Origin of the sequence: Algoriphagus aquatilis, from assembly GCF_042657405.1 — a bacterium.
Taxonomy (GTDB): Bacteria; Bacteroidota; Bacteroidia; order Cytophagales; family Cyclobacteriaceae; genus Algoriphagus; species Algoriphagus aquatilis.
On the sequence record NZ_JBHSKS010000007.1, the window covers coordinates 122,656 to 136,424 of the forward strand.

The 13,769-nt window shown below is 44.8% G+C and carries 8 protein-coding genes; 6 read left to right on the forward strand and 2 right to left on the reverse strand.

Going from position 1 to position 13,769, the window contains the following annotated elements; translation table 11 throughout:
- Positions 1 to 17 precede the first annotated feature (17 nt).
- Complete coding sequence (locus ACFPIK_RS10670; protein WP_377915047.1) at positions 18 to 3,473, reverse strand: sensor histidine kinase; 3,456 nt, start codon at positions 3,471 to 3,473, stop codon at positions 18 to 20.
- Positions 3,474 to 3,586: 113 nt separating this feature from the next.
- Here ACFPIK_RS10670 and sucD point away from each other — a divergent pair, with 113 nt between their 5' ends.
- From sucD to ACFPIK_RS10690, 4 genes are all read left to right on the forward strand, one after another.
- Positions 3,587 to 4,468: a succinate--CoA ligase subunit alpha gene (gene sucD, locus ACFPIK_RS10675; RefSeq protein ID WP_377915049.1), complete on the forward strand. Its 882-nt coding sequence runs from the start codon at positions 3,587 to 3,589 to the stop codon at positions 4,466 to 4,468.
- 140 nt (positions 4,469 to 4,608) lie between these two features.
- On the forward strand, positions 4,609 to 6,063 hold the full coding sequence (locus tag ACFPIK_RS10680) for a DUF294 nucleotidyltransferase-like domain-containing protein (RefSeq protein WP_377915051.1): 1,455 nt from the start codon (positions 4,609 to 4,611) through the stop codon (positions 6,061 to 6,063).
- Between the two features lie 240 nt (positions 6,064 to 6,303).
- Positions 6,304 to 8,631 carry a glucosamine-6-phosphate isomerase gene (locus ACFPIK_RS10685; RefSeq protein WP_377915053.1) on the forward strand — a complete coding sequence of 776 codons (2,328 nt, stop codon included), beginning with the start codon at positions 6,304 to 6,306 and terminating at the stop codon, positions 8,629 to 8,631.
- A gap of 98 nt (positions 8,632 to 8,729) precedes the next feature.
- Positions 8,730 to 9,590, forward strand: a complete 861-nt coding sequence (locus ACFPIK_RS10690) for an ROK family protein (RefSeq protein WP_377915055.1) — start codon at positions 8,730 to 8,732, stop codon at positions 9,588 to 9,590.
- A 164-nt stretch (positions 9,591 to 9,754) separates the two neighbouring features.
- On the opposite strand, the gene ACFPIK_RS10695 is transcribed toward ACFPIK_RS10690, so the two are convergent.
- A complete protein-coding gene (locus ACFPIK_RS10695) occupies positions 9,755 to 10,915 on the reverse strand; it encodes a glycosyltransferase family 4 protein (RefSeq protein ID WP_377915057.1) in 1,161 nt (386 codons plus the stop codon).
- Positions 10,916 to 11,096: 181 nt separating this feature from the next.
- Here ACFPIK_RS10695 and ACFPIK_RS10700 point away from each other — a divergent pair, with 181 nt between their 5' ends.
- Positions 11,097 to 12,050 carry a carbon-nitrogen hydrolase family protein gene (locus ACFPIK_RS10700; RefSeq protein ID WP_377915059.1) on the forward strand — a complete coding sequence of 318 codons (954 nt, stop codon included), beginning with the start codon at positions 11,097 to 11,099 and terminating at the stop codon, positions 12,048 to 12,050.
- Between the two features lie 97 nt (positions 12,051 to 12,147).
- Entirely contained in the window at positions 12,148 to 13,731 is a 1,584-nt protein-coding gene (locus ACFPIK_RS10705; protein WP_377915061.1) for an amidohydrolase family protein, read from the forward strand.
- The last annotated feature ends 38 nt before the right edge of the window (positions 13,732 to 13,769 follow it).

A 13,769-nucleotide genomic window follows, 5' to 3' on the forward strand; every position in this document is an offset into this window, starting at 1 on the left:
AGCTGAAAATACAAAAATTAGAGTTGGGGCAAAGGAATTTCTACCCTGACGCGAGTTCCTTGATTTTTGGCACTCCAAACCTGAATTTCTCCTCCAAGCAGGATAACCAGATTTTTGGTGATATTCAGACCCAAACCAGTCCCTTCAAAGAGCCGCTCATGGCCTTGGCTCTCCTGCTCAAAAGGATCAAACATTTTTTCCTGAAACTCCTCTGTCATCCCTACTCCTGAGTCGGTAACCTGCATGACAAGCAATTCCCCTTCTGGGTAGACTTCGACCAAGATTTCTCCTTCTTCTGAATATTTGATAGCATTGCTGGTCAGGTTATTCAGGATCATTTCCAAAAATCTCCTATCCACCTGAGCCAAAAAATCTTCTCCCTGAAAACTAAGGTTCAGACGGAGTCCTTTCCTATCCGCCAAGGCTTCCATGGGCCGCAAGACCAAGCTAAAAAAAGCATAAACCCAGGTTTCGGCGTAATTGATTGGCATTTTGTTAGCCTCGATTTTGGCTAAATCCAAGAGGGAATTGATGGTTTCGAGTAGCCTCTCTCCGCTTTGAAGGATGATGTCGAGTTGATCCATCAGCTCGGGATCCGTACTTCTGGTCATCATGACATGTTCGGTGCCGCCAATGATCCCGTTTAGAGGAGTCCGGATTTCATGACTGAGATTGGAGAGTAGACTGGACTTGAAGCGATTCGCCTCTTCTGCTTTTTCCTTCGCCTCTTTTAATCGGTTTTCCACCGCTTTTTGAGCCGTCAAATCCTTGAATACAGAAAGGATCAACGCTTCCCCATTAAAATCCTCCTCCAGTAATACAGTATACATCTCCATGTCCAAGGTGCCTGTTTTCCAAGCTACTGAAGTTTCCAGGGTGATGCCCCTTCCCGGCAAATTCTTCAGGGTATTTATTAATTCGGAAATGTGGTGAAGGTTGGTATCCGGGTCAGCGAAAAGGTCGGCAATAGGTTTGTTTTCCAATGCCAGCACGGAAGTCCCGATCAGTCTGGCAAAAGCAGGATTGACTGTAAGAATGACTTTTCCTCCCAAACTCATGATCATGCCATCTTGCGAGCTTGACCACACGTTTTTAAATTGTTTTTCAGCCAAAATTTTACTCTTACTTTCTTTTGCCACGGCAGTTTGTAGCAAGCCAAGCTTCTGGAGCTGACGAATCCACTGACCAACCAAAAATCCAATTCCGATCAGGACCAACACGGCGAAAATCAAAAAGGAGGGCCGAAAGTAGAAAGGCGCTAGAATCTCAAATGTAGGAGTCTTTACCACTTCAGAGAACTCCTCCCCATTATAGGACGCTTTCAGTTCAAAATGATACCTCCCGAAAGGCAGGTTGCTGAAAAAGAGCTGACTGTTTCTAGGGTCTTTGATGATTTGCCAAGGTTCATCTTCCTGATTGACTAATCTGTAATGAATCCAAAGCTCTCGGGACTCGTCGAATCCAGGGGTGATAAACTCGATTTGAAGGGAGTTTTGGGAAAAACTCACTGAGATATTTTCTTCCGAAACTGCCACCTCACCTCCCAGTTTGGCCGATCGGATGACCGCTTTCGGTGCCCCAAAGGCCGTAACCTTCTCCTCAGGTGAATAGATAGAAAGGCCCTTTTGTGTCCCGATGTAGATTCTTCCATCTTGAGTCCTAATCAATGCTCCACGATTGATTTCATCTCCTACAAGTCCATTGGATTCATTGTAGTGGAGAAGATGATCCTTTGCCAGAACAAAAACCCCATTATCTGTGCCCGCCCACAGTCTTCCTTCCTCGTCATTCAACAGGGCATAAACAGGATTGGTCACTGCCTTTCCTGCATGGATATAGTAACCTACATAGCCCTCTCGGTAGATTTTCAGACCATACTCTGTCCCCAAGAGAATTCCTCCTCCCTCCCTTTCAAGAAAGGTATAACCCTCCGCCAAAAAATACTTCTCAGTAGATACGATCGGATATTGGTTTTCCAGCCTGCTAGCCCGGATCACGATAATTTTACCATTTTTCAGCCTTGCTGCTTTTCTGAAGTAAATCTCAGGTATATCCAAAAGGCCTGTGATCTCAGAAGTCAGTTCTTTGCCATACTTCCCGGCCTGCGGATTTTTCAAAGAAGCATGAAAAATCCTTTCAGGACCGGTGATGAGCAGACTGTCCCCGTCCACTTCGACAGAGGAAACATTGAATCCTTTTGGAGGAGCAAAAAAGTTGAGCGCTTTGGATTTGGGATCATACTTTCCTATTCCTGCCCAATTGGCGGCAAACCAAATAGCGCCCGAAGCATCTCTGGAAAAATTAACAATTCTACGATTCGGTGAACCGGGCGGATTGGTGTCTTTGTAGAGGGTCCGTACCGCTCCATTCTCCATCAGCTGAATCCCGTTGTTGAATCCCAGAATAAAGTTACCGGGGCTGAACTCCATGATTGCAGCAAACTCTTCTGCCAGAAAACGTGTGGACTCACTTCCTGTGTTTTGAAAAAGCTGATTATTCGTATTTGCCAATCCTCTCGCGGAACCCAGCCAAAGGATTCCTTCTCGATCCACGAAGAGGGTCTGAATGTAATTGGTCCTGAAAAGAAAAGAGAGGTTAGCCTGAATAGGCTGATTCGATGAGGGATGGTATCGCCTGAAGTGCGAATTGTAATGATAAAAAACATGCTCTCCATAAAAATCCAATGAAAAGTAAGGAGTAAGCACTACATCTGAGGTGGAAAAACCCTGATCTACGATTTCGGTTGGAAATTCAGCCCCAAGTCCCTTTGCAAGGTAATTTGGCCCCAGAAAATAATAGGTGCCAGACTCGGATTTCTTTACCAATACAGGTAGAGATGGAAGTGGTATACCCCTGAATTGATAGGGTTCAAGGTTGAATCCATTGAGCAGAAATACTCCTTTTTGAAAAATGAGCAGCGTTTTTCCATGAAGATCTACAGTAGACAAGAGTAGACCCGTCACTGAATTGTCTCGCTCGACTCGATGCTTTACCTGCTCACCGTTTTTCCAAAATAAGAGGTCTGCCCCAGTATCAAGGAAAAAATATTTCTCCTTCTTCTTTCCCAAAGAGTGGAAAGTGATCTTGCTGGAAAAATTTGCTTTCAGATCTTCTTCGAAATATTCCTCTTTCCAACCTGTCTTTACTCCTTCAAAAACTGAAGGCACCCCACTCGCATTGTAAAGCCAGATGACTCCGTCTTCATCTTTGAGTATAGATATCTGATAAACAAACTTTCTGACCAAGGTATCAGGGAGCTCAATCGTCTGAATACCATCAGAGTAGACCACACCTCTAGTGGTGGAAAACCAGATCTGCCCTAGGGTATCCTGTTCGATTTGGAGGATATTTTGGACAGGAAGGCGAACTCCCTTCGGCTGGGTATTGAATTTGAAAGTTTGGGCAAAAACGGAAGCAAAAGAAAAAATAAAGCCGAAACAAAGAAGGATTACCGGGTTGATTCTCTTAAGCATGGGATAAAAATAGGAAAAGATTCCGCTCACCAAATTCCCTTGAGATTGTTGTCCTTTTCTTTTGACAGCGGATGGTTTCTTTTATTTTTGTGCCAAACTTTAACAAGCGCATCATGAGTGTACTAGTCAATAAAAATTCTAAGGTAATCGTCCAAGGATTTACCGGATCTGAAGGTTCGTTTCACGCACAGCAGATGATCGAGTATGGCACCAACGTCGTAGGCGGTGTGACTCCGGGAAAAGGAGGAAGCTCTCATTTGGAAAGACCCGTGTTTAATTCAGTGGAGGAGGCCGTTCAGAAGACTGGTGCGGATACATCCATCATTTTCGTGCCACCGGCTTTTGCAGCTGACGCGATCATGGAAGCAGCTGATGCAGGTATCAAAGTAATCATCGCGATTACAGAAGGCATTCCGGTAGCGGATATGATGAAAGCTAAGCCTTACATCAAGGAGAGAGGTTGTGTATTGATCGGTCCAAACTGTCCAGGCGTAATCACTCCAGGAGAAGCCAAGGTAGGCATCATGCCAGGCTTTGTCTTCAAATCAGGCAGAATTGGAATTGTTTCCAAGTCTGGAACTTTGACTTATGAAGCCGCTGACCAAGTAGCAAAAGCAGGTCTTGGTGTATCTACAGCAATCGGTATCGGTGGAGATCCGATCATCGGAACCTCTACCAAGCAGGCTGTGGAAATGCTGATGAATGATCCTGAGACTGATGCGATCGTGATGATCGGTGAAATCGGAGGAAACTACGAAGCAGAAGCTGCCAAGTGGATCCGTGAAAATGGCAACAAAAAGCCTGTGGTTGGATTCATCGCTGGTCAGACTGCACCTCCAGGCCGTAGAATGGGTCACGCAGGAGCGATCATCGGTGGTGCGGACGATACAGCAGCTGCAAAAATGAGAATCATGAGAGAAAACGGCATCCATGTCGTTGAATCTCCTGCCGAAATCGGTGCTACCATGGCGAAAGCCTTGGGTGTAACGGCTTAAAAAAGAGAGTAAGTCATAGAGAGATTTTGAGATTAAATTATCAAAATCCTTTCCCAAAAAGAGAACCGCTTCAGATCAAAAATTTGGAGCGGTTTTTATTTTTCCCTGATTTTGCCAGAGGACTTTTATAACTTCCATCAATGCAAATTTCAGACAGCCTTACTACCGATCAGTTTTACTCCAAAAGAATCCAAGATCTATTGGTTAGGCGGATTAGATTAGCCTCACCTGATACTCCTATTGTCGCGTGCGCTCAAAAAATGGCCACCGAACAAGTCAGCTGTTTGTTTATTGGTGAATCAACCGACCACATCGAAGGATACATAACAGACTTAATTCTCAGGGATAGCGTATTAGCAATTGGCCGCTCTCCAATGGATCCTGTTACCAAGATTTTCTCCCGGGATTTGGTCAGTATTTCTCCCGAAGCCACCCTGGTCGAAGCACTAATCCTGATGTTTCAATCCAAAGCCAGGTATCTCTTAGTCAAGGGCGAAAAAGGCTTCCAAGGATGGATCAGCCGGACCAAGATCCTTACCGAGCAAAGTCAGGGGCCTTTTCTTTTCATCCAATCTGTGAAAGAAGCTCGCCACTTCAGCGAACTGCAGGAAAAATGGAAACAGATGCCCCAACTGATCCATCTCCTTCTCCATACAGGGATGAAATCACACCTGATCAACCAACTGATCACCACAGTGGCTGATACAATTGTACAACGGGTGATAGAAAGAGTACTGGTCGAAATAGGTCCTGCTCCGGCTAAGTTTGTATTTATTGTATTTGGAAGCGAAGGAAGAGGAGAACTCACTCTCAAAACCGATCAGGATAATGCCATCATTTATGAAGACAAAGCCAACGAGCACAGAGAAGAAGTAAGAACCTATTTTCTCGAATTTGCTACTCGGGTCTCCACGGCATTGGATCAGATTGGTATCGACTTTTGTGATGGAGATTTGATGGCGATGAATCCCAAGTGGACCCATTCACTTTCGCATTGGAAGAGAAACTATGACCAATGGACTTCCGATGCCTCGCAGGAGACCACGATGAGTTATTCAACTTTTTTTGACTGTAGAGCCATTTACGGGGAACACCCATTGCTTGAACAGCTGAGAGACCATATGAGAACCCTGCTGGAAAATGCTTCTGAAAGGTTCTTTGTCAACCTGGGTCATAACGCGCTGCACTATGAGCCTCCTCTTACCTTCTTTCGAAAAATCAAAACCGAAGAAATCGATGGAGAACAACAATTGAACTTAAAGAAAACCATGCGGCCGATTGTGGATCTGGCACGGGTATATGCGCTGAAGCACCAACTGACCGAACCCAATACCATCCAACGCCTTAAATTATTAAAGGACCGAGGAGTTTTTACCGAAAAGGAGGTTAAAGAACTTACCCACGCATTTGAGTACCTGATGAGTCTGAGGCTGGAAAATCAAGCTAATTTGATGCTGAAAGAGAAGAAAAAACCCAAAAATTTCCTCCAGATAAAAAACCTAACTAAAGTGCAACAGGTGACTCTTGTGGAGATTTTCAAAGTTATTGAAGAATTCCAAGCCCGAATCCGCATTTCCTTCACCAGGAGCTTATAATTTCCGTCTTTCAGAAATACTTTTATAAATTTTTTATATAAGTTGTTTTTTATTAAATAAAGTTTTTTAATTTTGTTCAAGATATTAAATTCGAGAAAAAGGACACTTATTCGAAATTTAGTACTGCCTGTTATGAAATTACAGTTGTTTATTTTTTAGATAAGCGACCTGTGATTCAAAAACACGGAAACTCAACAAGAAACAAACTTAACCCTTACCACACCTAAACTGTCTCACAGTATGCTCAGTAAGTATCCGCTCTCCGAAGTCGAAAAGGCCTTTTTGGTCGAGTCTGGAGTAGAAAAAATCACGACCCTGATTCCTTACCTCACCGTAGACAACTTTCCCAAATTGGGACTGCTTACTGCTTGTCGGTTTTTGGAGTGGGCAGCAGCCAATCCTCAGGGAGTGATCAGCTTGCCAACAGGGAAAACTCCTGAATTTTTCATCAAGTGGACTCAGTACTTACTCGAAAACTGGGACAGCAAAAAAGGAAAAGAAATCCGTGAGAAATACGGGTTGGGAAATACCAAAAAACCTGTGCTGAAGGATTTGACTTTTGTGCAAATCGATGAGTTTTATCCGATTTCGGCTAAGCAACACAACAGCTTCTATGATTACGTCAACAAGTTCTATATCAACGGATTCGGTCTTTCCAAAGAAAACGCCATTCTGATTAACTCTGACGAAATCCCTTTGGCTGAAGGCAAGCATTTCAGTGAGATTTTTCCCGACCTTAAGGTAGACCTTTCCCTGAGGTTCAGGGATCCTATCAATGAGCTTGAGCGCCTTCAACAGCAATCTATTTACATGATTGATCAATGGTGCGGAGACTATGAGCAGCGCATCAGAGACAAAGGAGGTATCGGATTTTTCCTGGGAGGAATTGGTCCTGATGGACACATTGCCTTCAATACCAGAGGGTCACATTTATTCTCAGTCACACGACTTACCGAAACCAATTTTGAAACACAGGCTGTTGCAGCCGGTGACTTGGGAGGTATAGAGGTTTCTGCCAACCGACTGGTAATAACTATCGGGTTGGACACCATCGTATACAATCCTGATGCAGTGGGTATCATCATCGCTGCCGGTGAAGCAAAAGCAGGAATTGTGAAGGATTCCCTGGAAACTCCGATGAACAATGTCTATCCCGCCACTGTACTCCAAAAACTGAAAAACGGTCGATTCTATTTGACCAAGGGTGCTGCAGTGAAACTGACAGACTCCATGGATGCCTACTATCAGCAAGGAGAATGGACATTTGAAAAGACGGAGCGCTCGGTTATTGAACTTTGCAAAAAGCTTAACAAGTACGGTCATAGATTAAAAATCGAAGACCTTAAAGCAGACAAATACTGTAAATTGATCCCTGGTCTCTCTGAAGACACGGTCAATCAGGTCATGAAGAGTATTGAAGCCAAATTGTCGAAAGGATTGGAGCAGGAGAAAAATGAAGTTCTACTGCACACCGGCCCTCACCATGATGATATTTCCTTGGGTATTTTACCACACATTACCAATCAGCTTCATGACCCAAGCAACGAAGCACATTTCTCAGTATTGACCTCAGGGTTCACTGCGGTCACCAATACCTTTGTGATTGAAACTTTGCTCCATACAAAGAAGCTGCTCGATGAAGGAAAGATTCAAATGGTGAATTACGATGACTTTTTTCAAGTAGGGTATAGCCTGAAGACGGACAAAGACGTTTACCACTACCTCACCAATGTAGCATCCGAAAATGCCGATGCACGCAAGCGTGGACTTTCCCATAGGGTCATCAGAGCCTTGGTGATTATTTGGGAAATCAAGAACAAAACCCAGCTTCGGGAAACCATCAATGATGTGATCAGTATCTTGAGAAATTCTTACGACGGAGAAAAAAATCCTTCAAAAATCCAGAAACTGAAAGGAATGATCCGTGAGTTTGAAGAAGAACTGGTATGGGCTCATTTTGGCGTACAAGTAAAAAATGTGCACCATTTAAGGCTTGGATTCTATACCGGTGACATTTTTACGGAGCAACCTGACAAGACCCGTGATGTGGAACCAATCGTGGAAATGTTTAGAAAAGTTAAACCCACAAAAATCAGCTTAACCCTAGACCCGGAAGGTTCCGGACCTGATACCCATTACAAAGTGCTGCAAGCCACAGCGGCAGCGGTTAAAAAATGGGGAGAAGAATACGATACCAGTAAATTGAGAATCATCGGCTATCGCAATGTGTGGTTTAAATTTGAACCTCATGAGGCCAATGTCATTGTACCTGTATCGCTCGGGGACATGTCTGTAATGGAAGATTCCTTTGCCAACTGCTACCTCAGCCAAGTTAATGCTTCATTCCCAAGCTATGCCCACAATGGGAAGTTCAGCACAGTAGCTAAGCGAACCTGGGTGGGGCAGCTAAATGATATTCAACTTTTGCTTGGTAAAAATTACTTTTACCTTCACGAAAGAGCAAAGGTAAGAGCCAGCCACGGCCTGATTTTCTTCCGCGACATGAATGTGGAGGAATTTTTGGCCACTGCTAGAGAACTCGAGAAATCGATCGAAGGCATGCTTTGACAGCAAAAAGTCCCAAAAAATCACCAAGAAAGCGGCTAGGATTACCTGGCGGCTTTCTTTAGTTAAAAAAAGATCAACCTAACAATAAACCTGAGCGAATGGAAAAAGCCATTTTGGGATTGGATATCGGAGGCACCGGCATCAAAGGAGGAGTTCTGATCAAAGGACATTTAGAAGACATTCGCAGTATCCCTACACCCGCCATGGAGAGTCAGGAATATATCCTGGAGACCATCGCGTTATTTATTGAAAGCTATGCTCACTACGACTATGTAGGGATCGGCATTGGTATACCTGGCTTGGTAGACACACGTGAGGGTGTGGTCCTGGGACTGGCAAATATCCCCTCATTCCAGCACGTAGAGCTCAAGAAGTTTTTAACTCTCCGTTTTGGAAAACCTGTTTTTGTCAACAATGACGCCAATTGCTTTGCCATCGGTGTACACAAATACGGCGTAGGCCGGCCATTCAAAAACCTCGTGGGCATCACTCTCGGCACCGGCACAGGAGGTGGAATAGTGATCAATGGACAGCTTTATTCAGGAGTAAATTCTGCAGCAGGGGAATGGTGCAGTGCACCCTATCTGGATCAAAATTTTGAATATTATTGCAGCGGAAAGTTTTTTGAAAATTTTTATAACAGTCGCCCAAAGGCACTAGCCAAGCAAGCCTTACAGGGTGACCCCGTAGCTATCCGTGCGTTTGAAGAGTTTGGGCACCATTTAGGAGAATTACTTAAAGTTATCCTATATTCATTGGCGCCAGAAGCAATTGTGCTTGGGGGTTCAATCCGAAAAACGTTCCCTCTATTTAAAAAATCGATGTATCAAACCCTGAATACGTTTGCTTATCCCACCGTATTGAGTCAGTTGAAAATTCTTATTTCGGAATTGGACGAAACCGCTATCCATGGGGCAGTCGCCTTGGTGGACGTAGAAGAGGATATGGTAAGCGTTTAAATAACATTAAAGTTGGTTTAGTTAGTTTGAAAAAGGGCGGCTTCCTAGGAGCCGCTTTTTTTATTGCTGCCGCTGAGACAGATAAGAGCAACGTTTCAGCTCGATTAATTGATCGTCACAGCCTGGTGCCGATCCAAATAGAACATCCGGATTTGATAAGTCGATTAAGTCAACTCCTCTTCATAAAAGTCCAAAAGCTTAGCGATATGCTGTTTAGTGCTGAATTTTTCCTCAATCATTCTTCTGCTTTGCAGCAGGTTGTATACTAGCTTTCCTTCGACCAATCGGATCATGGTGTCAGCATATTCTGCCACGTTCCACTCTTCCACCAAAAACAAAGCTCCATCTGGACACATCAGTTCTTCTATACCCGAATGCTTTGTGGCAATAACAGGAACTCCCACAGCCAAAGCTTCCATAATGGCATTGGGCAATCCTTCAATTCTTCCATCACCGGTGGTGACACTGGGATGAAGAAAAAAATCAGTTTCCAATAAAAAGCCCCTCACCTCTGCATGAGGCACACTTGGAGTGAAATAAACTTGCTCTTCCAAACCAAGTTCTCTGGACTTTTCTTGAAGGAATCTCAGCAAAGGACCTTCGCCAACAAAGGTAAGCGAGGCTTTTTTTCCAACCGACTCCAAAAATGAGACCGCCTGACGAAATGCCAAAAGAGTAAACTCATGCCCTTTTACCTCCACCATTCTGCCTACCTGTAAAAATTTAAACTCTCCCTTTTCAGGAGAATTTATCCTCGGAGAAAAGGTAAATAAATCTGTATCTGTGCAGGAATAAAGTATTCTTCGCTTGTCGGGTTGGAGATTTAGCTCGAGGGTACGCTCGTATTGATTGAGGGATACATAGATCGGATGAATCCAAGGACGTGCAAAAAACTGCTTCAATCTGCTCAGATAGGATTTTTTACCATACATATGGGAAGCATCATACCCTCTAAACTGGATAAAAACCGGGATTTTAGTAGGATTTGCAAAGTGGTCCAGAAAAATTGTCGCATCCGTACCAAACTGACAATGGATGACATCTGGTCCAAATTCCCGGATCTCCTTAAGCAACTTTTTTCCAAAAAGAGGATTAAAAAATCCGTAATACCAGTCCCATTCCGCCAATCGCCTCAGGGGTCTATTGGTCCAATAGCTATACTGAAAAGGAATCCCAACGCAAGAAATGCTATCAAACACATAACTATGCTGATGATCTATCGTGATCACCAACACCTCGTGAAGGCTTTGAACTAGCTTAATTTGAGTTCGAATAAAGGTGACGCTCGCCGCCTTGATATCCCGAACGAAGAACAGTACTTTCATTGCTTCTCTTACAAACCAAAAGTACAGGCTTATAAAAGATTAAAATCATTCCTTTAAAAAAGATTTATAAAAGGTCGGCATTCCCAATTAGGCTCAGTGCTCCTCCTTGTCCTGATCCCCACATCGAATTTTCCTCCAACCCGAAGAATTACCTTAAATTGAATTTCCAATTCACAGATCGATGTCCAATTCCACACTTCAAGTCGCCCTCGCCCAAATTTCTCCCGTTTGGCTGGACAAAGCGGCGACTTTGGGAAAAATTAAAACCTCTATCCTAGAAGCTGCTCATGCAGGTTGCGAGCTCATCGTGTTTGGCGAAGGCCTTCTTCCAGGCTATCCTTGGTGGCTGTCCATCACGCATGCCTCTGCCTGGGACGATAGAATACAAAAAGAAATCCACGCACACTATGCCCGACAAGCGGTGCAGATCGAAAAAGGAGATCTGAAAGAAGTTCAGGAATTGGCAAGAAAACACCAACTGGCGATCTATCTCGGGATCATTGAGCGACCTACTGATCGAGGAGGACATAGCCTCTACTGCACCTTAGTCTACATCAATCCTCAGGGAGAAATCCGATCCATTCATCGTAAGCTGCAACCTACTTATGATGAGCGCCTCACCTGGGCTCCAGGAGACGGACATGGACTACAGGTTCATGCACTCAAAGCCTTTACGGTAGGCGGCCTCAACTGCTGGGAAAACTGGATGCCACTTGCCCGAACTGCCCTCTATGGACAAGGCGAAAATCTCCACATTGCTGTGTGGCCGGGAGCGGTACGAAATACTGAAAACATCACCCGAATGATCGCGCAGGAATCCCGATCCTATGTGATTTCGGTCTCGAGTCTGATGCGGAGAAGTGACTTTCCAGCAAACACTCCTCATTTGGATGTGATATTGGAAAATTGCCCCGAAGTCCTCGCCGATGGTGGCAGCTGCATCGCTGGACCCGACGGAAAATGGATCTTAGAACCTGTAGCTCATTCGGAAGGACTGCTGATCCAAACGTTGGACTTCAACCGTGTACTGGAAGAGCGACAAAACTTTGACTCGGTTGGTCACTATTCCCGCCCGGATGTCCTCCAGCTGAAAGTGAATCGAGAGAGGCAAAGTTCTGTATCCCTGAATGAATAAAACTTCATGTGGGGCAATTCACCTTTCCATCTGTCTTTCAATGATTTGATAAGGAAGGAATTTTTCGCTTTATTATAAGACACTTAGCCCCAACCTTATGAAGTACAGCCTTACCCTTTGCCTGGCCTTGCTGTTGGCCATCCCTCCCTCCTTTTCCCAAATCAAACTGAATCCGGCTCCCGATCGCCGTGCAGACGAGGGCGAAGGACCTTTTCAACGCCTCATCATCCGGGGCGCCATCGTGATCGACGGAACAGGTGCACCGCCTGCTGGGCCCGCAGACATCGTGATCGAAGGAAATAAAATCATCGAAATCCGGCAAGTGGGAATGCCCAAAGTTCCTATCAAAGATTCAGATCGCCCTCAAGGTGCCACCAAAGAAATCGATGCGCACGGGTCCTATGTCATGCCCGGATTGATCAATCTTCATGCACATGTGGGGGAAGCCAAAAAATCTCCCAACGCAGAATATCCTTACAAGCTATGGCTGGCGCATGGCATTACCACAATCCGGGGAGTACCTGCCGAAAATGTCGCTTGGACTCAAAGTGAGAAAAAACGAAGTGCTGCCAATCAGATCGTTGCGCCTCGAATCATCGCCTTTCACACCATGGGTTCCGGGGAAAACTGGAAAGGAGGACCTGTTCACACCCCTGAAAAAGCCAGGGAATGGGTGCAGTGGGCAGCTGCCCAAGGAGTGGAAGGAATCAAATTTTTCAATCATCCGCCGGACGTACTTCAAGCTGCCATCGATGCTGCCCATGCCAACAAGATGGGAACAGTAGCCCACATTGCCCAGCCTATGGTCGCCCAAACCAATGCCCGAGACGCTGCAAGAATGGGATTGGATGTATTGACCCATTACTACGGACTTTTTGAATCACTCTACAAAGATGAAGATATTCAGCATTGGCCTGCAGAATTCAACTACAATGACGAGCAGCATCGCTTCAGTCAGGTGGCATACCAATGGAATAAAATTCACCCTCGTGGAAGTAAGTCATGGCAAGACCTGATCGATGAATTTTTGAAGCATAAACTGATTCTGGACCCCACGATGACCGCCTATCTGGCAGGAAGAGACCTCATGAGAGAGCGCAATGCCGAATGGCATCAAGAATATACCCTGCCCACCCTTTGGGAATTTTACACACCGAATCGGGAAAATCACGGTTCTTATTTCTACAATTGGACCACTTGGGATGAGACCGCTTGGAAAAACTTCTACAAAGTCTGGATGTCTTTTCTCAACGATTACAAAAATGCAGGCGGACGAGTCACTGTTAGCGATGATGCTTCCTTCATCTACAACCTTTGGGGATTTGGCTACATCGAGGAGATGGAATTACTCCAAGAGGCTGGTTTCCATCCCTTGGAAGTAATACGCGGGGCCACCATGCATGCTGCTGAAGCGATCTTTGGACCAAAAGGAAAACCCATTGAATACGGCGTAATCCGTCCAGGAATGCTGGCAGATCTAGTAATTGTGGATGAAAACCCAATCGAAAACCTAAAAGTCCTCTATGGAACTGGATTCCTTAAATTGAATGATGAAACCAATCAACTCGAGCGTGTCGGCGGAGTCAAATACACCATCAAAGACGGGATAATTTACGATGCTGAAAAACTCCGACAGGATGTCAAAAACATGGTAAAAGCCCAAAAGCAAAACCAACAGTAGCCTATTTTCTAAGACGGTCAGAAAAAATCTGACCGTCT